This is a genomic window from Pseudobacillus sp. FSL P4-0506, assembly GCF_038003025.1.
Classification (GTDB): domain Bacteria; phylum Bacillota; class Bacilli; order Bacillales; family Domibacillaceae; genus Pseudobacillus.
This window is the reverse complement of record NZ_JBBOOI010000001.1, coordinates 75,301-95,982: the sequence shown is the minus strand read 5'-3', so window position 1 is coordinate 95,982 and position 20,682 is coordinate 75,301. Positions and strand designations below refer to the sequence as shown.

The 20,682-nt window shown below is 41.6% G+C and carries 16 protein-coding genes; all 16 read left to right on the top strand.

The window, feature by feature from the left end; translation table 11 throughout:
* Positions 1-206: 206 nt before the first annotated feature.
* The 16 genes from groES (at position 207) to MKZ02_RS00330 (ending at position 20,623) form a co-directional block, all read left to right on the top strand.
* Positions 207-494 carry a co-chaperone GroES gene (gene groES, locus MKZ02_RS00405; protein ID WP_120036102.1) on the top strand — a complete coding sequence of 96 codons (288 nt, stop codon included), beginning with the start codon at positions 207-209 and terminating at the stop codon, positions 492-494.
* A gap of 54 nt (positions 495-548) precedes the next feature.
* Positions 549-2,177: a chaperonin GroEL gene (gene groL / locus MKZ02_RS00400; protein ID WP_340851307.1), complete on the top strand. Its 1,629-nt coding sequence runs from the start codon at positions 549-551 to the stop codon at positions 2,175-2,177.
* A gap of 488 nt (positions 2,178-2,665) precedes the next feature.
* Positions 2,666-3,421 carry a class I SAM-dependent methyltransferase gene (locus MKZ02_RS00395; protein WP_340851306.1) on the top strand — a complete coding sequence of 252 codons (756 nt, stop codon included), beginning with the start codon at positions 2,666-2,668 and terminating at the stop codon, positions 3,419-3,421.
* 682 nt (positions 3,422-4,103) lie between these two features.
* On the top strand, positions 4,104-4,391 hold the full coding sequence (locus MKZ02_RS00390; RefSeq protein ID WP_340851304.1) for a heterocycloanthracin/sonorensin family bacteriocin: 288 nt from the start codon (positions 4,104-4,106) through the stop codon (positions 4,389-4,391).
* A gap of 149 nt (positions 4,392-4,540) precedes the next feature.
* A complete protein-coding gene (locus MKZ02_RS00385; RefSeq protein ID WP_340851302.1) occupies positions 4,541-6,496 on the top strand; it encodes a putative thiazole-containing bacteriocin maturation protein in 1,956 nt (651 codons plus the stop codon).
* Positions 6,493-8,439, top strand: a complete 1,947-nt coding sequence (locus MKZ02_RS00380) for a TOMM precursor leader peptide-binding protein (protein WP_340851301.1) — start codon at positions 6,493-6,495, stop codon at positions 8,437-8,439. The genes MKZ02_RS00385 and MKZ02_RS00380 overlap by 4 nt, the downstream gene beginning before the upstream one ends.
* A gap of 21 nt (positions 8,440-8,460) precedes the next feature.
* The gene (locus MKZ02_RS00375) at positions 8,461-10,038 is read left to right on the top strand and encodes a SagB family peptide dehydrogenase (RefSeq protein ID WP_340851300.1); all 1,578 of its coding nucleotides are present in this window, start codon (positions 8,461-8,463) and stop codon (positions 10,036-10,038) included.
* 500 nt (positions 10,039-10,538) lie between these two features.
* Entirely contained in the window at positions 10,539-11,273 is a 735-nt protein-coding gene (locus tag MKZ02_RS00370) for a hypothetical protein (RefSeq protein ID WP_340851299.1), read from the top strand.
* Between the two features lie 575 nt (positions 11,274-11,848).
* Positions 11,849-12,376: a YceI family protein gene (locus MKZ02_RS00365; RefSeq protein ID WP_120036109.1), complete on the top strand. Its 528-nt coding sequence runs from the start codon at positions 11,849-11,851 to the stop codon at positions 12,374-12,376.
* Between the two features lie 174 nt (positions 12,377-12,550).
* Positions 12,551-13,534 carry a ring-cleaving dioxygenase gene (locus MKZ02_RS00360; protein ID WP_340851297.1) on the top strand — a complete coding sequence of 328 codons (984 nt, stop codon included), beginning with the start codon at positions 12,551-12,553 and terminating at the stop codon, positions 13,532-13,534.
* Positions 13,535-13,552: 18 nt separating this feature from the next.
* Complete coding sequence (locus MKZ02_RS00355; RefSeq protein ID WP_182917078.1) at positions 13,553-14,146, top strand: NADPH-dependent FMN reductase; 594 nt, start codon at positions 13,553-13,555, stop codon at positions 14,144-14,146.
* 134 nt (positions 14,147-14,280) lie between these two features.
* On the top strand, positions 14,281-15,222 hold the full coding sequence (locus MKZ02_RS00350; RefSeq protein ID WP_120036112.1) for a ring-cleaving dioxygenase: 942 nt from the start codon (positions 14,281-14,283) through the stop codon (positions 15,220-15,222).
* Positions 15,223-15,281: 59 nt separating this feature from the next.
* Positions 15,282-16,223 carry a ring-cleaving dioxygenase gene (locus MKZ02_RS00345; protein WP_340851295.1) on the top strand — a complete coding sequence of 314 codons (942 nt, stop codon included), beginning with the start codon at positions 15,282-15,284 and terminating at the stop codon, positions 16,221-16,223.
* A gap of 51 nt (positions 16,224-16,274) precedes the next feature.
* Complete coding sequence (locus tag MKZ02_RS00340) at positions 16,275-16,883, top strand: alpha/beta hydrolase (protein ID WP_340851294.1); 609 nt, start codon at positions 16,275-16,277, stop codon at positions 16,881-16,883.
* A 674-nt stretch (positions 16,884-17,557) separates the two neighbouring features.
* Entirely contained in the window at positions 17,558-19,189 is a 1,632-nt protein-coding gene (gene pruA, locus MKZ02_RS00335; RefSeq protein ID WP_120036115.1) for an L-glutamate gamma-semialdehyde dehydrogenase, read from the top strand.
* Positions 19,190-19,645: 456 nt separating this feature from the next.
* The gene (locus tag MKZ02_RS00330; RefSeq protein WP_340851291.1) at positions 19,646-20,623 is read left to right on the top strand and encodes a M20/M25/M40 family metallo-hydrolase; all 978 of its coding nucleotides are present in this window, start codon (positions 19,646-19,648) and stop codon (positions 20,621-20,623) included.
* Positions 20,624-20,682: the final 59 nt, after the last annotated feature.

Here is a 20,682-nt window from a genome sequence, read left to right as displayed (position 1 = left end):
AGAGTATTTTACTAATAAACAGACGATCATTCAAACGGAAGGGATTGTCACTATTTTCTCCCATTTAAAAAATGATTTGTAAAAAAAATTACTTCTCCCTTGCAAAAAAAAATCATTTTATTTATTATATTAATTGGGTTAGCACTCTTCATATGAGAGTGCTAATAAATAAAAACATTACATATATTCCAAGGAGGTTGTTTCACTTGTTAAAACCACTAGGTGATCGCGTAGTAATTGAGCTGGTTGAATCAGAGGAAAAAACAGCCAGTGGCATTGTATTGCCAGATTCAGCGAAAGAAAAACCACAAGAAGGGAAAATTGTGGCAGTCGGCAACGGACGTGTACTTGAAAGCGGAGAAAGAGTAGCGCTTGAAGTAGCTGTTGGCGACCGTATCATCTTCTCTAAATATGCTGGTACAGAGGTGAAATACGAAGGCAAAGAATTATTAATCCTTCGTGAAAGCGACATCCTTGCTGTAACAGGTGAATAATTAACAAATACTTATCTATTTTAAATAACTTAAATAATCAGGGAGGTTTTTCATATGGCTAAAGAGATTAAATTTAGCGAAGAAGCACGCCGCGCAATGCTTCGCGGGGTAGATCAGCTGGCGGATGCCGTAAAAGTAACTCTTGGACCTAAAGGACGCAACGTGGTTCTTGAGAAAAAATTTGGTTCACCGCTTATCACAAATGATGGTGTGACAATCGCGAAAGAAATCGAACTGGAAGATGCATTCGAAAACATGGGTGCGAAGCTTGTTGCTGAAGTAGCAAGCAAAACAAACGACGTAGCTGGTGACGGTACAACTACGGCGACAGTTCTTGCGCAAGCAATGATCAGCGAAGGCTTGAAAAACGTAACAGCAGGCGCAAACCCTGTTGGCGTGCGTAAAGGAATGGACCTTGCTGTTCAAACAGCTGTGGAAGCATTAAAAGAAATCTCTAAGCCAATCGAGGGCAAAGAGTCTATCGCACAAGTTGCAGCGATTTCATCTGCTGATGAAGAAGTTGGCCAATTGATTGCTGAAGCGATGGAGCGCGTTGGCAACGACGGCGTTATCACAATCGAAGAATCAAAAGGATTCACTACAGAGCTTGACGTAGTAGAAGGTATGCAATTCGACCGCGGCTACGCTTCTCCATATATGGTAACAGATTCTGATAAAATGGAAGCTGTTCTTGAAAATCCATATATCTTAATCACAGATAAGAAGATTGCAAGCATTCAAGAAGTACTTCCTGTACTTGAGCAAGTAGTTCAACAAAGCAGACCGCTTTTAATCATCGCTGAAGACGTAGAAGGCGAAGCTTTGGCTACACTCGTAGTGAACAAACTTCGTGGTACATTCAACGCTGTAGCGGTAAAAGCACCTGGATTCGGCGATCGCCGTAAAGCAATGCTTGAAGATATCGCTGTATTAACTGGCGGTGAAGTGATCACTGAAGATTTAGGTCTAGATCTTAAATCTGCAAATATCACTCAACTTGGACGCGCAGCAAAAGTAGTTGTTTCTAAAGAAAACACAACGATCGTTGAAGGAGCAGGAGACTCTGCCCAAATCGAAGCCCGCGTCAACCAAATCCGCGTTCAATTAGACGAAACAACGTCTGAATTCGACCGCGAAAAATTACAAGAGCGCTTAGCAAAATTAGCTGGCGGCGTAGCTGTGATCAAAGTGGGAGCAGCGACAGAAACAGAACTAAAAGAACGCAAACTTCGCATTGAAGACGCATTGAACGCTACTCGTGCAGCTGTTGAAGAAGGAATCGTTTCTGGTGGTGGTACAGCACTTGTAAACGTATATAACAAAGTAGCTGCATTGGAAACAGAAGGCGATGTAGCAACTGGTGTGAAAATCGTTCTTCGCGCGCTTGAAGAGCCAATCCGCCAAATTGCCTTCAACGCAGGCCTTGAAGGATCTGTCGTTGTCGATCGCTTAAAACGCGAAGAAGTAGGCATCGGCTTCAACGCAGCAACTGGCGAGTGGGTAAACATGATCGACACTGGTATTGTTGACCCTACGAAAGTAACTCGCTATGCGCTTCAAAACGCAGCATCTGTTGCTTCTATGTTCTTAACAACTGAAGCAGTCGTTGCTGACAAGCCAGAAGAAAACGCTGGTGGCGGCATGGGTATGCCGGACATGGGCGGCATGGGCGGCATGATGTAATAAGCCGCTTCATCCCTTGAGAGTTAAGGGTGTTATGTAAGATGAGAGTGGAATGCTAACATTTTGCTAACATAAAGGTTTTTAATAGAGGCTTCTCATGAGTTCGCTGAACTTATGGGGGGCTTCTTTTTTATTTCTTGCGTGGCGTGGAGATAGAAATTTTCGCGATGTGATCATCCGAGTGACCAAGCCTGTCCACCATTTGCTCGAGCCCTGCCCTTGTATTATATATGCCGGTTAAGAAGTAAAGAGGAAGCTCATTTTAAAGATGAGGATTAAAAGGCAGCAAATCTAGTTTGTGAATGGATAAACAGGGGCATTAATGAAGAAAGGAACTGCGTTTGCAGTTCCTTTTGTTATATCGCTATCGGGCAAATTAGTTAAGGAAGAAATATGCTAAAATACCTTGAAAAGAGTAGGTGATTTTATGAAATATACTATTTCGTCTCTATTTCTATACATCATCTCGCGGGGAAGAAGGTAGTGCTGTGAAAACAACAGGAATTTTTACCGACAAGGCCGATATATATGCGAAATATCGCCCTAGTTACCCTAATGAATATATTGATTATTTGTTTTCAGCTAGCCAGCTGAACCATGAGCGGATTGTGGCCGATATTGGCTCAGGTACCGGGATATTTAGCCGCCAGCTGCTGGAAAGAGGTTTAAATGTGATTGGAGTGGAGCCAAATGATGAAATGAGAAAGATGGCTGAGCAATCGTTAAAACGATATTCTCGTTTTAGATCAATAAAAGCAACTGCTGAACATACAACTGTGAAAGGGAGGAGTGTGGATTTAGTAACTGTTGCCCAGGCATTTCATTGGTTTGATAAAAAAGCATTCAAAATCGAATGTCAACGGATTTTAAAACAAAAGGCAAAGGTGGCTCTTGTTTGGAATAGCAGAGATTTAACTAACCCCATTATTAAAGAAAATGCGGAAATTTGCCAAAAGACCTGTTCAAATTTCAAAGGATTTAGCGGTGGCATAGAGGAAACTCCAGAAGTGTTTAATCGCTTTTTTAAGGATGGAAAGTATGAGTTCAAAAAGTATCAAAATGATGTATTTTTTGATTATGAAGGTTTTGTGGGAAGGAATTTATCAGCCTCCTATGCGCCGAAAAAAAATGACGAAGAGTATAAAAGGTTTGTTTTTCTCCTGTCAGAGTTATTCGAAAAATACAGCAAGAATGGAAAAATTGTTCTCCAAAACATAACGCAAAGCTATCTAGGCGGTGTTTAAACAACCAAACATAAAGGGGATTTAATTGAAGTTCCTAGGTTAAACCATTTTTCTATTTAGACTCACTGCAAAACAATTATAAGTAGTGTGGATTGTCCACACTCAGTCGGACAACTTTCTTAAGGGACGACCGTTTATATTCAATCGGGCTTGCATCGCCTCGTTTCGATCGCTTTTCTTAATTGCAGGTGGCCATCATTTCTAGCAAATATAAATGGGTTGTCTAAGATTTAGGAATCAGCCAATAGTTTACGTAAAAGGATAGAAGCAGGAGAATAGAAAGATTATATTTTTATGTGTTTTCAAGGCTCCCAGCTACTTTGGCTGGGGGCCTTTTTCTGTTATATTTGATTGCTGATTTTCACTGCAGGCGAACGCTTTTCCCGCTGAAGCCGCAGCCTTATTAAACAAGGGTTCCGGAAAAATGGTGATTCGTAAGTTAACTTTAATCTGGATCAATGGGAGCCAGCTATTTCATTCGATGAACAAAATTTGTCGGTTTTACCCTTTCTATAAAATTAGGCTTCTGTATTAGTAACGATACCCATGTATTTTACATAATTTGTTGATGAGTGCTCGAAATACTAAATGCATCCATCCAGTATACAGTTCTTTTGCGATTTAACTCGGCTATTCCTGTTTCAAGTTTTTGGCACCTATTTAAATTTTGTTTGAGGAGGAAATGAAAATGAATGATTTCCAAAGTGAACTTCAAAGCTTGAATGTTGGTGATTTCCAAGCGACGCAGGCAATCCCTTGGGATCAAAATCAGTACTATACGGACCAAGATCGACAATTGGGTAGTTTTGGCCGATGCTCTAGTTGTTTTAGATGTTCTAGCTGTTTTAGATGCTTCAGCTGTTTTAGCTGTTTTAACTGCTTTAATTGCTTTAACTGTTTTAGATGCTTTAACTGCTTTAGTTGTTCTCGTTGCTCATCTTGCTCCAGATGTAGCGGCTGGGGAAGTTAATCGTTTAGTTTTTCCTTTGAGAAAGTCCCCTGTATTGTTGCAGGGGACTTTCAATATAGGATAAGACATAACGGACAAATTGCTGTACATACGATGATAGTGGCAGTGATAATGAACAACTATGCTCATAAGGGGTAAGGAGGATAGAGATGGCAAATTTGAACCCTTCTATGCGTCTGAAAGTAAAAAGGGACACGTTTTATCTCCCTGAACCAAATAGAGGTGTGTATTTTCGAAACAACTTAAGTTCCTTCCGTATCGAAGGTAGTGGGATCGATCAATGGGTTGAAAAATTGTTGCCGATGTTCAATGGGGAGTATACGTTAGGACAGTTGACTAACGAATTGCCTGGCCCCTACCGGGATCGAGTATATGAAATTGCAGAAGTACTGTATGAAAATGAGTATGTTTGTGATGTAAGCCAGGACCTTCCGCATCAATTGTCGGATGATCATCTTAAAAGGTATGCATCTCAAATTGAATTTGTGGACAATTTAGTTGGTTCTGGGGCAGCCCGTTTTCAAGTTTTTCGTCAGGCCAAGGTGCTGGCAGTTGGCTCTGGTCCTATTTTAAATTCATTGGTTTCTTCTTTGATTGAATCGGGTTTGACTAAGATCCAAGTGCTAATCACAGACGAGGTGTCCACCAACAGACAGAGGCTAAAGGAACTCGTGGAACATGCGCGAAAAAAAGACCCAGCGGTTGACTTAAAGGAGGTTCCGCAAAAGAAGGAGAGTTGGCAAGAAATAGTGAAGCCTTTTGATTCCATTTTGTATGTGAGTCAGGAGGGAGAAGTAGAGGAACTTAGACATCTTCATAAAGTTTGCAGGGAAGAGAAGAAAATGTTTCTCCCTGCCATATGCCTGCAGCAGGTAGGTTTAGCAGGGCCATTAGTACATCCGGATTCCGAGGGATGTTGGGAGTCAGCCTGGCGTCGTTTACACCATTCTGTCTTATTCAAGGATAAGCAATTCCCTTCCTTCTCTGCCATCCCGGGATCGTTGTTAGCTAATGTGGTCGTATTTGAACTGTTTAAAGAGATTACAGGAGTTACAGGATTGGAACAGAATAATAGGATTTTTCTTCTGAATTTGGATACATTGGAGGGAAACTGGCATCCGTTTCTGCCTCATCCACTTATAACGAGCGATATATTCGCTGAATGGGTTGAAGATATTGAAAACCGACTCCAGACAGGTTTGGAGAAAGTTGAGCCAGGTAAATTACTTCTTTATTTTAACCAGTTGACATCAGAGGAATCGGGAATCTTCCATATGTGGGAGGAGGGAGATTTAAAGCAGCTTCCGTTAGCTCAGTGTCGTGTTCAGGTAGTCGACCCGCTGTCAGAGGGACCAGCAGAGTTGATGCAAGACATCGTCTGTTCGGGTTTGACTCATGAAGAGGCGCGAAGAGAAGCAGGACTAACTGGGATTGAAGCGTATGTGTCGCGAATGGTCGGTTTGGCCGTGAAGACTCTGCCGCTAAATAAACATGTTGATGGAGTTTTAGTAGCATCTGAGGAAATTGTCGGGGTTGGAGCTGGTGAATCGTTTGTGGAAGGTGTAGGCCGCGGGTTACAGAAGTGTTTGGCTGAGGAGCTTAACAAGCAACAACTTAATCAGAAGTATGCTGTCTCTCCAGTACATTTAAGTTTTATAGAAGATGAAAGATGCCGGTTCTATTTAGAGGCATTGACTACAATGCAGGGAGCACCCGTTATCGGAGCAGGGAAGGAAGTATCCGGTTTTCCTGTAGTATGGGTAGGTACGAAAGATGGATGGTATGGGCGTGCAGATTTAAATATAACTATGGCGTTACGGGGGGCATTACAGCAGGCACTTATCAGAGTGCAAAACAAATCGGATTCCTCTAATGAACTAGCCTGTGAAGTAACGTCCGTATTTTTGGAAGAAAAAACGCCAGTTAGTCTTAGTATCCCTGCGTGTGAAGAGAGGATACAAGCCGACATCCTACAAGGAGCCATGGAAACATTGAAACGGAATGGAAAACGGGTCCTAGTATTCGAATTAGGGCTTGAATCTGTTTTTAAAGAGCAACTAGACGGAGTGTTTGGTGTTTTGCTGAGAGAGGAGGAGTCACAATGAGTTCCTTCATATTGATTGTCGGGGAAGGGATGTTGGCGGAACTCGTAAGTGATGAACTGTTAGCACACCACCAAGTTATTCGCAAGTCCAATTTAGAGGAAGAAGTTCCGGAAAATATGGATTTGGCCCTTTTTTTGGATGATGGTTGGGAACCCTCTGTTCATCGAAAGGCGGAAGAAGTGTTACGAAAGACTGGTACTCCCTGGCTCAGAGGCTTCATTTCATTTGGAGAAGGTGTAATTGGTCCGCTTGTACGGCCCAATGCAGCCGGTTGCTCTCAATGTGCGGACATGAGACGTCTCATGGGAGGACGTGACCGTACAGAGATGTGGGAGGCACAACAGAAGCCGGCTGTGGCCGGAGGGATGGGAAGTGACCCGTGGGCTTCAAGTACCGGAATTTTACAAATGGCTTACCTGATCGGGGGTGAGGTCCAGAATGTATTACAAGGTAATCAGGCTTATTCGGAAGGGAAGGTATACCTAATTGACTTGAAAACATTGAAGGGCTCATGGCATTCTTTTCTGCCCAACCCGCTATGTCCGGTCTGTGGTCGATTACCCGATGATTCAAAGAGATTAGCCCGAATTTCGCTGCAGCCAAGCCCGAAAATCAGTTCCAGCAGTTTCCGCTGCCGCCCGTTGGATGAGATGAAAAAAGTTATTGTCAAAGACTATCTGGATAATCGTACTGGCCTTTTGAATAGTAAAATGTATGACCTAGTGCCTCCATTTGCTGATGCGAGTGTCAATCTGCCTATGTTAGCCGGAGATGAGGGGACAGCTGGACGGACTCATTCCTACGCAGAAAGTGTGTTGACAGCCATTTTAGAGGGATTGGAGCGGCACTGCGGTTTAGAGCCACGTGGCAAACGAACAGTGATACATGACAGTTTCCGTAACCTGGAAAATCAAGCGCTTAATCCATTAAAGGTAGGTGTACACGCAAAGGAACAATATGCGCAGCCTGGTTTTCCATTTAAATCGTTTGATCCTGACCGATCCATTAATTGGGTATGGGGATATTCGTTATTAGAAGAGCGTCCAATTCTCGTACCTGAGCTCCTTGCTTATTACAGTGTTGGATGTGGATCACAAGGTTTCATCTATGAAACTTCCAATGGCTGTGCGCTAGGAGGAAGTTTAGAAGAGGCCATTTTCTATGGAATTATGGAAGTGGTCGAGCGTGATTCATTCCTGATGACTTGGTACGCGAAGCTGAATCTTCCGCGCCTGGATCCTTTTACAGCTGACGACCAGGAGTTGAGCTTAATGCTCGAACGGATGCGAGCCGTCGCTGGATATGATTTGTATTTGTATAACTCCACCATGGAACATGGTATTCCAAGTATTTGGGCAATGGCTAAAAATAGAAAGGAAAAGGGATTGAATCTCATCTGTGCAGCTGGAGCCCATCTTGATCCGGTACGGGCGGTGAAAAGCGCGGTTCACGAGCTTGCTGGCATGATGCTGACCCTTGATGAACAATTTGAGGCGAACCGGAAGGAGTACGAAAGAATGCTGCATGATTCTTCCTTGGTGAGGCAGATGGATGACCACGGCATGCTTTACGGTTTGCCGCAAGCAGAAGAGCGCTTAAGTTTTTTACTTGACAACAATGGCCCCATGCGGACTTTTAAAGAGGAGTTTAAGTGGAAGTCGAATCATACGGATCTGACCGATGATTTGCAAGACATCCTTCAGGTGTTCCGTCAGTTAAATCTTGATGTAATTATAGTAGACCAGTCGACCCCAGAAACGATGCGAAATAAATTGTATTGCGTAAAAGTACTGATTCCGGGGATGTTACCGATGACATTCGGGCATCACCTTACCCGCCTGACAGGGCTTGAGAGGATACTCCGAGTCCCTATGGATCTTGGGTATACGAATAAACCATTGACACCAGAACAACTCAATCCATATCCGCATCCATTTCCTTAAGCAGTGATTAGGAGGTAGAGGATGAATCTGGAAGAATTTCTGCACAACCTTCATTTTAATGTTGATAAGGCAAATCAGCCGAACTGGGAAGTGGATTGGGAGGATGCCCCTCTTGCATATAAACTCTACCGTGGACTACCGGTTATTCCGTTGTCTGCGGAAGTACCGCTAACACTTATTAGAGGAGAACCTCCCGTAAGACTGGACCTTAATAAAGTCGGTCATTTTCTCTGGTATGTGTTCGGTTTCACTCAATTGAGTCAATCCGTCTCTCCAATGGATTCCACAGAGCAAGGTTCCTACCCTTTGCAGTCGTACCGGCGGTTTGCTCCTTCTGGTGGGGCGCTGTATCCCAACGAATTGTACGTGTATTTGAAGATAGAGGGAATCCCTGATGGCGTCTACCATTATGATGTAGCACACCATAGCCTGGTATTGCTGCGGGAAGGGAATTTCGATTCCTATTTAGCTAGGGCTCTGGGCAATCGGTGTGATATCTCCTCGTGTTTTGGTGTTGTCTTTGTGTCGACAATGTTCTGGAAAAATTTCTTTAAATACAACAACTTTGCGTATCGGCTCCAAGGGCTGGATGCTGGTGTGCTAATTGGACAGTTAATGGAGGTAGCGAAAAGGTTTGGCTTCGCCTCAGGTGTGTACTTTCAATTTCTTGATACCGCAATCAATCATCTGCTTGGACTATCGGAAATGGAGGAGAATGTATATAGTGTAATCCCGCTATCGGTGGAAGCAACCCTCTGGTCTACTAGCGGAAGGGACCTATACAAAAATGTTATATCGGAGGAATTGACACAAGAGCTGCCAGCCATTCAACCAGAACATTTCGAGCAGTCGCTTAGTGTCAAAGAATATCCGATGATAACTGCGATGAATGAAGCTTCTAGGCTGGATTCCACATGGTCATTTCGGGTGATAGAGGGGAGGGCAATGCCTGAACGTATGGAGTGCACGGTGGCATTGCCTGATATAAAGCCCCTGTCGTATGACCTGGCCGAGGCCTGCGGAAACCGATTTTCTCCCGACATGGATTTCATTTTAGGGAAAGTGAGTCAAGAACAACTGGCCACCCTTCTCCTGGAGGCAACGGCTTCTTTCTCATACAGAAATGATTTGGATGAAGCATATAGGAGTAACGGCCCTCGTGTAACAATTTACGGCTGTTTATATAACGTCGAAGGGATTGCAAATGGGTCGTACTATTATGACAGCGCAAAGCACAAGTTAAGAGAAATATGTCCTGGAGACCATCGACTCCATTTGCAGACTGGAATGTCTCTGGATAATGTGAATTTGCTCCAAGTGCCACTTTGCCTGCATGTGGCTGGTGATAAGGAATTCCATAAAACAGAACTAGGATACAGGGGGTATCGAATCCAGCAGATGGAAGCAGGCATGCTCGTGCAACGATTGCTTTTGGCTGCATCAGCTCTCGGAATGGGAGGACACCCACTTCTCGGATTTGACGCGAATTTGAGTGATGAACTCTATAAGATGGACCAACAAGGAAAGACCAGTTTAATCCAAATACCTATTGGCCCCTATCGCCCTCGTCCTTGGCTGAGGGGAAGTCTGCACAGCTAATTTAGGGGGGAAAGCTATTTATCTTGTGAGGGTTAAGTAAGGTGAGAGGGCTAACATAAAGTTTTTTAAAGGAGGCTTCTCATCAGTTCAATGAACTTGTGGGAGGCTTCTTTTTTCATTTCTTGGATGATGTAAGGGTACACATCTTTTGTAATTTGATCAGCAGGAGGCCATGATTTATTCGAGTGAGACATCGGCCTTGGCAAAAAGCGAAGTATGTGTATGCTTTATGTTGACTTAGCATTTAAATCTGCCACTCTGTTTTAAGAAGTTCTAATAACAATGGGATAACTATTAAGCGTTCAATGACTTCACACCAGTGAAAGACAAGAAGAGTGATTAGGTGTTATCTCATACCGGCATCATTACAGCCACTGGACAACACATACAACGTGGGTTTAAAGGAAATGGAAGTATACTTCTGGAAAGTTAATTGACGAATGTCTTCCATATATAACTTATATTGCTTAAAATAAAGTGAAAAATAGGGAGATCGTCATATGAAAAAGAAGTATGCCTTATGTTCGATAGTAACGACTCTTTTATTAGGGGCGTGTACAGGAATGAATAAGGCAGATAAGAATATAAACAGGACAATAGATAAAGCGGTAGCAATCCAGGCGGATGGAGAGCGGTCAGCACATCCCGCAGTCCAAGATTATTATACCCGGACTTTCCTCGTTTCTGATAGAGAAGCCGAAAAAGGATTTTATGAGATGAGAACATGGACAGATGCCTATTCTATTCTTATCCCTGCTGAAGCTACATTGGATGAGACCTATTACATGAAACGCGGACAGTCATGGGAGCAATTCCTTTTTTCGTGGATTGACGAGGAGACAAACATCTCGTATGGGGTCCAGGGACAATTCGAAGATGGAAGTTCAGAGGAGTCTGGCTTGAGGCGTTTGACGAGATATATGAATTTCAAAGATGAGTATGAGAAATCGGAGGACGATCATCATATTTATTATTATGGCAAGCTGATTACTGAAGTGGGCGGCAAAGACGGCAAGGAAAAGGTTCCTGTCTATTCATACCTTGGGTCCATAAAAGATAAAGGCAGCAGTAAAACATTGTCGCTCATTTATGAGCATAATTGCAGCGATTGGACCAACACATGTGAAGCGGATACGAAGGAGATCGAAGAGCACTTTTGGCGTTTGGTAAAAACTGTAAAATTTGACGACTGGTTTTGTTATGGAAAAGGGAATGGCGTAAGGGAAAAGTTTTAAGTCTTTCATATATCCCGAAGCAGAGCATTATTCAGGAATCGTCATTATTTTTAGTAATGTGTTTCAATTGAATAGTTTAAATCAAACAGGCCTTCCATTCATTCAGTTGATGAAAGGCTTTTTTTGACTATCCGTATGTTTATTGGAGATACTGATGAATAGTGATATAACCTTCTTGTTATATATCAAAAAGGTTCTCGAAAAACTATCTAATATGTGGTGATTGAATCAGTATATTGCAGGATTTTGCTACATACTATGTAAAGTTATATAAGCGTTACATGAGAGTATCATCGGCACATAACTTTTTCTATTTTAATCGGTGCTTGGACACAAGCGTTTGATGAAGGAATAAATGCCATAACGAAAAAGGTTGAAAAATTTTTATAATAATCTTTTCAAACATGTTGACACACATATCTTTTATGTGTTAAATTTATCTCGAATTAAAGATAATTTAATTTGAGATAAATTATTTCAAGATAGCTTAGTTGAAGATAATGGTTGCTTTCTCGACTTTATTTTTGAAAGAATACCTTAACTTAAAAAACATATACTCAAGGGGGAATTTTATAATGGCAAAATTTACAGTGGATCAATCACACTCTAGTATTGGGTTTGAAGTAAAACATATGATGGTGTCAAAAGTGAAAGGGAATTTTGACGCTTACACGGCAGAAGTAGAAGCAGCCGATTTAACAGACTTAACAACAGCTGATATTGCTTTTACGTTTGATGTGGCAAGTATTAATACTCGCTCGGAAGATCGCGATAACCACTTGAAATCAGGAGATTTCTTTGATGCAGAAGCATACCCGTCGATTACGTTCAAATCAACAAATATCTCAAAAGACGGCGATGACTATAAAGTAACCGGCGATCTAACCATTAAGGACGTGACAAAGCCAGTAACATTCGATGTTGAATTTGGTGGAAAAGGTACCAACCCATGGGGAGTAGAGGTTTACGGTTTTGAAGCATCGACAAAAATTAACCGTGAAGAATTTGGACTCACATGGAATGCGGCACTTGAAACAGGTGGCGTATTAGTCGGAAAAGATATCAAGATTACAGTGGAATTAGAAGTTAATCCACAAGCTTAAGTTCATGCATATGTGGGAGGCACTCTATTGAATCTATACCAGCTTAGAGGTATAGATTCAATAGAACTCTCTATACTATAGGAATGACAAGCTTTTACAATAAAAAGAGAGCAAAGAGCTTTATTTTTTTATCAATTATCTCGAATTCGAGATAGTTATAGGAGGTAATCAATAATGAACGAATTAAAAGGAGTACACCATGTTACTGCCATTACAAGCAGCGCAGAAAAAATTTATGACTTCTTTACGTATACACTTGGCTTACGGTTGGTAAAGAAAACGGTCAACCAGGATGACATCCAAACATATCACTTGTTTTTTGCCGATGATGCAGGGAGCCCGGGTACAGACATGACGTTTTTCGATTTTCCTGGCATTCCAAAAGGAATCCATGGAAACAATGAAATATCAAAAACCTCTTTCCGGGTACCAGCTGATGAAGCGTTAGATTATTGGGTGAAGCGATTTGATAAATATGATGTAAAACATAACGGGATTCAAGAGCAATTTGGTAAAAAGGTGTTGTCTTTTGTGGATTTTGATGACCAGCAATATCAACTGATCTCAGACGAACAAAATGAGGGAGTGGCTTCCGGGACACCATGGCAAAAAGGGCCAGTTCCTCTGGAGTATGCTATTACGGGATTGGGGCCTGTCTTTGTGCGAACAGCTTATTTTGATTATTTCAAGGAAGTACTGGAAAAAGTATTTCATATGAAGGAAGTGGCACAGGAAGGATCATTCCACTTATTTGAAATGGGGGAAGGCGGCAACGGTGCGCAGGTTATTATGGAGCACAATACCGTTTTACCTCAAGCACGCCAAGGATTTGGCACAGTTCACCATGCGGCATTCCGGGTGGATGAACGGGCAGACCTAGAGTCATGGCAACAGCGGTTAGCTGGATTTAACCTTCCTAATTCTGGCTATGTAGAACGCTATTATTTTGGCTCGTTATATACAAACGTTGCCCCTTCCATTCTCTTTGAACTAGCAACGGATGGCCCTGGTTTTATGGGAGACGAACCTTATGAAACACTTGGAGAAAAGTTATCTTTGCCGCCGTTCTTTGAAGAGAAACGTGAAAAAATTGAGTCACTCGTACGGCCAATTAATACCGTGCGTAGTACAAAGAACTTTGAGAAAGAATACTTGTAAGGAAGGGAAAGAAGCCACATGGGATTTTTAACTAAATTATTCGGCTCACAATCAAAGGAGGAACCATCAATGACTACAATAAATATCGGTATTATTTTAGGATCCACTCGTGAAGGACGTGTCAGTCCACAAGTAGGTGCCTGGGTAAAGGAAATAGCGGACAAACGCGGGGATGCAAATTATACAGTGATCGATATCGCAGATTACAAATTACCCCTACTAGGTGAACCAGGTGCCGACGCTTCAGGAGCGGCTGCATGGTCAGAGATCATTGCGAAACAAGACGGATTTGTATTTATTGTACAAGAATACAACCACTCAATAACAGGCGCGCTTAAGAATGCATTAGACTATTTACGTGAGGAATGGAATAACAAAGCTGCTGGTATCGTTTCTTACGGTTCAGTAGGCGGTGCTCGGGCAGCAGAACATTTACGTGGAATTTTAGGTGAATTATTAGTAGCGGACGTGCGTGTTCATCCAGCATTGTCACTATTCACTGATTTTGAAAACGGCACAGAGTTCAAACCAAAAGAGGTACAAGAAAGCTCAGTAAACCAAATGTTAGATCAAGTGATTCCTTGGGCCACTGCTTTAAAGACCATTCGTTAATTAAGATACACCATGTGCATGGTGACATGCACATGGTGTTATATAGTATGAAGACTGTGCAAATCGATATCAAGTGTATTGAAGGATGTGCTCAGTCGTTGTACGCCATTTTATAAAGGAATGGGTGAAGGGAAATGGAAAAAATCGCAGGGCATCATCATATTTCCATGATCACAAAAAATGCAAAAGAAACGAATGATTTTTATCAACATGTTCTTGGTTTACGCAGGGTAAAAGTATCTGTTAATCAAGATGATCCATCGATGTATCATTTGTTTTACGGAGATTTAACGGGAAGTCCAGGAACAGGGTTAACATTTTTTGAAATGCCGATGGCTGGCCGCACCCATCGAGGGACCAATGCGATTACCAGGATTGGTTTGCTAGTACCATCCATTGAAAGTCTTATGTATTGGAAAGAGCGTTTCGCTTTGTTTGGAGTGGAACATGGAGACATAACAACTTATGCAGGAAGAGACGCTCTTCATTTTGAAGATCGGGAAGGGCTCCGCATGGTGTTGTTAAATAATAACGGAGAACCTGTTCCTGATCATTGGAAGGAATGGAAGGATTCTGATGCTGAACAACGGCATCGCATTCTTGGAATGGGTCCGGTTGAAATAACTGTTCATTCTTTAAATCATTTGTCTAGCACGTTAGAAAATATTTTTGGGTATGCACTGTTATCACGCACGGATAAACAAGCCATTTATCAGTCGATGGCAGGTCAATCATTTGGAGAGATTGTCATTATCGAACAAGAGGGACCTAATGAAAAGCCGGGCAGAGGAAGTGTTCACCATTTAGCGATTCGTGTGAAAAATAGAGAAGAGTTGCGATTATGGGAGAAGCGCATCAAGGATTCGGGCTTTGCCATTATAAAAACAGCTGACAGATATTATTTTGAAAGTATTTATTTCAAGGAACACAACGGAATTTTGTTTGAATTAGCAACTGATGGGCCAGGCTTTACTGCTGATTCCTCTATTAAAGAGTTAGGAAAAACACTCGATTTGCCTCCATTTTTAGAATCAAAACGCGGTGAAATTGAGGCGAAATTGGAACCTATTGAATAAATTTTATGTACCAGTAAGAAAACAAGTACAAACCAACGAATAAATGGGAGAGAGAAAAGATGAAAAAACAGACAGCAGGGATTCATCACATTACTGCAATTGTAGGGCATCCACAAGAAAATATTGACTTTTATGCAGGCATATTGGGCTTGCGTCTTGTTAAACAAACCGTGAACTTCGATGATCCAGAAACATACCACTTATATTTTGGGAATGAAGGTGGCAAGCCAGGAACCATTATTACATTTTTCCCTTGGGCAGATGCATATAGAGGGCGTATAGGCGACGGACAGGTTGGGGTGACAACTTATGTTGTTCCTCCGGGTTCATTAGATTTCTGGAAGGACCGATTCACTAAGTTTGATATAGACTACACAATAGCAGAACGATTTGGTGAAGCATATGTACAATTTGAAGATCCACATGGTTTACAACTTGAAGTTGTAGAACGTGAAGGGGGAGAAGAAAACGGTTGGACATTCGGCAACATTACAAAAGACGTTGCCATTAAAGGCTTTGGGGGAGCGATCCTCTATTCAAGTCGCCCTCAAGAGACTCAAGCAACGTTAGTTGATGTAATGGGACTGGAAGTAGTGGGGACAGAAGGAAACTATACACGTTTTAAATCGACAGCAGATATTGGCAATATCATTGACTTGAAAATGACAACAGGTGTCCGAGGAAAAATGGGAGTGGGGACAGTACACCATATCGCATGGCGGGCAAAGGATGATCATGATCATTTGGAGTGGCAAGGCTACGCGATGGATAAAGGCCAACATGTAACAGAAATTAAAGACCGTAACTATTTTAATGCGATTTACTTCCGCGAATCAGGGGAAATCTTGTTCGAGATCGCGACAGACCCTCCAGGCTTCGCCCACGATGAAACATATGAAACGATGGGCAGTCATCTTATGCTGCCATCACAATATGAATCGTTCCGTGACCGTTTAGAGAAATCACTAATTCCTATTCATGTGCGTCCATTGGATGAGTGAAATAGAAGGGATCTATTAAATAGACAAACACACTAGAAATGAGGCCATAAAATGAAACATATTTTTCGATTAGGAGAAAAACCAGATAAACCCGTCTTGCTTTTATTGCACGGTACAGGTGGAGATGAACATGGGTTATTGGCATTGGCAGAAATCGTTGATCCGGAGGCTTCTGTACTAAGTGTACGAGGGAACGTATTAGAAAATGGAATGCCGCGTTTCTTTAGAAGATTAGCTGAAGGTGTATTTGATGAAGAGGACCTAATTTTTCGTACAAATGAGCTGAATGATTTCTTAGATGAAGCAGCTAAAGAATACGAATTTGATCGTCAAAATATTATTGCCATCGGTTATTCAAATGGTGCCAATATCGCAGCAAGCTTGTTATTTCATCATGCAAATTCTTTAAAAGCAGCGGTATTGCACCATCCTATGGTACCGAGACGGGGAATCGATCTCCCCAATTTATCAGGAAAGAAAGTATTTATAGCAGCTGGAACAAATGATCCGATTTGTCCACAACAAGAGTCCATAGAGCTTCAACAATTATTAGAAAGTGCCCAGGCATCAGTCACTGTGCACTGGGAAAATCATGGTCATCAATTAACTATGAGCGAAGTGGAAACGGCTAAACAATGGTATGAGCAAGTTTGGAAATGAAGAGAAATCGTATTGTGATAGATATCATAGTACCTTGATATAATGAGGTTAGAGGCGAATGCTCACTTTTTTAACGAGAACTTGCTTCTTAAAAGGGCCTTTCATCTGTTTAAGAAACTGGTGAGAGGCCTTTTTTCTATGTTAGCGTTCATGTAAGCCTCACATGTCTATAGGCCCCGTAGACTGCTGAATCTCCCTTGTTTTAAGGGATGTTCTGATCAATATCTGCTTTTTAACAAACGAGTTAGCCGCGTTTCAATTAGTTGGGTGATTTTAGTTCAAAAGTTCTATTGATCTTTATGCGATCATCGGGCTATTTTATTGAATAGTTAGTGTTATGTAGAAAGGACAGAATGTGGTGTAACTCTGTTCAGATTTAGTGGTAATATCTGCATAACAGGTACATGTCCATCTTCGAAATAAAGATTGGTAGAAGTCCCGGCCTGAGCATAAAGTTAAACTATTAATAAAGAGGGCGCAGCCCCGGCTATTCAGGCTCGAAACACCTATCAATAACATAGAAGGGACTACTACTTATGAAAAATGCAATATATTATATATTTGTGAGCAACAAAAAGGGCAAAGAGCAGAAAAGTATGTTATAATTTGTCGATGAAAGCTGTAATTTCACTACTAAAGCAACAAAGTTTCTTAACAGGAAGGAATGTGAAAGAATGAGTAACGGAATTTTCAAAATCCCAACACCTACAAATGAGCCTGGCAATACATATGCTCCAGGTACAAAGGAAAGGGAAACGTTAAAGGCAGAATTAAAACGCCAATCTGATATCGTTGTTGATATCCCTGTAATCATTAATGGCGAAGATAGAAAGACAGATACAGTGAAGCAAGTAGTTATGCCACATGATCATCAACATGTTCTAGCAAACTATTCACAAGCTGGAGAAAAAGAATTACGTGATGCTGTAGAAGCGGCAATGGCTGCAAAAGAAGCATGGGCAAATATGCCATGGGAACACCGTGCAGCTATCTTCTTAAAAGCAGCTGACTTAATCTCTGGTCCATACCGTGACCTAATGAATGCTGCTACGATGCTCGGACAATCCAAAACAGCTATTCAAGCTGAAATTGATTCTGCTCAAGAGTTAATCGATTTCTTACGTTTTGGCGTTGATTATGCTAATCAAATCTATCAAATTCAACCAGCAAGCATGAAAAATGTTTGGAATCGTACAGACTACCGTCCATTAGATGGTTTTGTACTAGCCATTTCTCCATTTAACTTCTCAGCAATCGGCGGGAACTTACCAGCAGCTCCTGCAATGATGGGGAACGTAGTTGTTTGGAAACCAGCAACAACTTCTTTATTAGCAAACTACTACTTTATGCGTATTCTAGAAGAAGCAGGATTACCAAAAGGCGTAATCAACTTCGTACCTTCTCGTGGTTCACAAGTATCTGAAGTAGTATTAACAGATTCTCGTATGGCTGGATTCCACTTTACCGGATCAACAAGCACGTTCCAGACAATTTGGAAAACAGTTGGAGAAAATATCGCAAATTATCAATCTTACCCTCGTCTAATTGGGGAAACAGGCGGTAAAGACTTTGTTTTCGCTCACGAAAGTGCACAAGCAGACAAAGTGGTAGCTAGCCTTGCTCGTGGAGCATTTGAATACCAAGGTCAAAAATGTTCTGCAGCTTCCCGTGCTTACATTCCAGCTAGCATGTGGGAAGAAGTAAAAGCAGGTTTAGTAGAAGAAGTTGCGAAACTTAAAGTTGGGGATGTTCGTGACTTCCGTAACTTCATGGGTGCAGTAATTGATAAACCAGCATTTGATTCCATCACAAGCTATATCGAATATGCAAAAGGTTCGGAAGAAGCGGAAATTATTGCTGGTGGCACGTATGATGATTCTGTTGGTTATTTCGTTCAACCAACAATCATTGTGACAACAAATCCAAACTTCAAAACAATGACAGAAGAAATTTTTGGACCAGTCCTAACGATCTATGTATACGAAAATGAGCAATTAGAAGAAACATTACATGCTGTTGATACAGCTTCTATGTACGCATTGACAGGTTCAATCTTTGCACAAGATCGCCAAGCAATTCAGTATTTAGAAAACCGCTTATCTGGCGCAGCTGGTAACTTCTATATCAATGACAAACCAACTGGTGCGATGATTAACCAACAACCATTTGGTGGTTCTCGTGGATCTGGTACAAACGATAAAGCAGGTTCTGTCTTTAACATGATTCGTTGGACAAGCCCTCGCGTTATCAAAGAAAACTTTGCACCAACTACAGATGTTGCTTATCCATTTATGGATGAAGAATAATATAAATGCAAAAGAGGCTGAGCCATTTTGGCTCAGCCTCTTTTTTATGCATTTTACTCTATCTTCTATCTCCAGCATGAGCGGTTATCATCTCCTTTCCTAGACAAAACAAATGGATCAAAAGCTTTATATGATTGTTCTAGCATATAAGCTGTCCCTTATGCCAACTAACGGGGAGGCCAGCTTTTTATATGGCTATTGTTTTGTTTTTATTTTATCCTCCGTTCAAAAATATGGTTCACTGAATTAATCATTTTCTTGAATACTGGTTTTGTTGTGATATATGAAGGGGCTGTCAGGCTGATCAGATTAAGCCATTAATGGACATGAGAAGGATATGATTAAGAAGTGGGATGATTCCATTTTTTCTAAATTATATAACAAAAGTATTGCATGTTTGTATGGAGGTTGAAATACTATAAGTAGACTATGAATTGGAGAATAGGAGAGGTGGAAATGAAAAATCGTTTTTATTTACCCATCGTCATGATCGTTCTACTGTTACTTGGTGCTGTCGGAAGCGCCTCAGCTTCTACTGTCACATATCATCCATCCCTTGTTCATAAGACGGGGAAGCTGGCTTATGAACATACCAAATATTTAACCTACAAAATTGGCAGCCGTGTAGCCGGTACAGCAAAAGAAGCAGAGGCAAGGGATTATGTGGAGAGCCAGTTTAAAAGAATGGGATATAATACGACTGTTCAACCGTTTTCTTACACGAGAAGAGGGGTGGAGTACCATTCATCCAATGTGATTGCTTATAAAAAAGGGAAGTCCAGTAAGGAAGTCATTGTAGGAGCCCATTACGATTCAGTTGCAGCCGGGAAAGGTTCGGATGACAATGCTTCTGGTATTGGTGTCATGCTGGAAACAGCTGAAGTATTAAAAAATATCAAGACCCCTTATTCCGTGAAATTCATTGCTTTCGGTGCAGAAGAGGCAGGATTGAAAGGTTCAACCTATTATGCTGGCCAAATGACAGAACAGGAGATTCATCATACAGTCGGAATGATTAATTTGGATAGTTTAGCTGTTGGTGATCATATGTATGTCTATGGCAACCTAGGGGATAAAGGCTTTATCCGCGACCAGGCTCTCAAAATCGCCGGAAAGAAAAAGCTGGATATTGGCACCAATCCGGGGGTAAACCCAGAGTATCCAGCAGGGACAACGGGAGATTGGAGTGACCATGCGCCATTTAATGAACTGGGCATCCCGTATGCTTACTTTGAATCAACGAACTGGGAAATCGGAGACATGGATGGTTATACTCAAACTGTCAAGCATGGCGGTGTATGGCATACTTCAAATGACACGTTAGATTTCATTGAAAGAGAGTTTCCTGGAAGGGTAGAGGAACACCTAAAGACATTCAGTCAGGCTTTGACCGAGCTTGTAAAGTTTTTCGGCGAGACAAGTACTGCGAAGTAAATATTAAACAATGAAAAAGCCAAGGGTGCGTAGACGGGACTGACCCCTATTTTTGAGAC

Bases quoted from the DNA above. Each gene is read 5' to 3' on its own strand.
- groL (WP_340851307.1), top strand. From the start codon at position 549: ATGGCTAAAGAGATTAAATTTAGCGAAGAAGCACGCCGCGCAATGCTT.
- MKZ02_RS00390 (WP_340851304.1), top strand. From the start codon at position 4,104: ATGAAAATGAATGATTTCCAAAGTGAACTTCAAAGCTTGAATGTTGGT.
- MKZ02_RS00385 (WP_340851302.1), top strand. From the start codon at position 4,541: ATGGCAAATTTGAACCCTTCTATGCGTCTGAAAGTAAAAAGGGACACG.
- MKZ02_RS00380 (WP_340851301.1), top strand. From the start codon at position 6,493: ATGAGTTCCTTCATATTGATTGTCGGGGAAGGGATGTTGGCGGAACTC.
- MKZ02_RS00375 (WP_340851300.1), top strand. From the start codon at position 8,461: ATGAATCTGGAAGAATTTCTGCACAACCTTCATTTTAATGTTGATAAG.
- MKZ02_RS00370 (WP_340851299.1), top strand. From the start codon at position 10,539: ATGAAAAAGAAGTATGCCTTATGTTCGATAGTAACGACTCTTTTATTA.
- MKZ02_RS00365 (WP_120036109.1), top strand. From the start codon at position 11,849: ATGGCAAAATTTACAGTGGATCAATCACACTCTAGTATTGGGTTTGAA.
- MKZ02_RS00360 (WP_340851297.1), top strand. From the start codon at position 12,551: ATGAACGAATTAAAAGGAGTACACCATGTTACTGCCATTACAAGCAGC.
- MKZ02_RS00355 (WP_182917078.1), top strand. From the start codon at position 13,553: ATGGGATTTTTAACTAAATTATTCGGCTCACAATCAAAGGAGGAACCA.
- MKZ02_RS00350 (WP_120036112.1), top strand. From the start codon at position 14,281: ATGGAAAAAATCGCAGGGCATCATCATATTTCCATGATCACAAAAAAT.
- MKZ02_RS00345 (WP_340851295.1), top strand. From the start codon at position 15,282: ATGAAAAAACAGACAGCAGGGATTCATCACATTACTGCAATTGTAGGG.
- MKZ02_RS00340 (WP_340851294.1), top strand. From the start codon at position 16,275: ATGAAACATATTTTTCGATTAGGAGAAAAACCAGATAAACCCGTCTTG.
- pruA (WP_120036115.1), top strand. From the start codon at position 17,558: ATGAGTAACGGAATTTTCAAAATCCCAACACCTACAAATGAGCCTGGC.
- MKZ02_RS00330 (WP_340851291.1), top strand. From the start codon at position 19,646: ATGAAAAATCGTTTTTATTTACCCATCGTCATGATCGTTCTACTGTTA.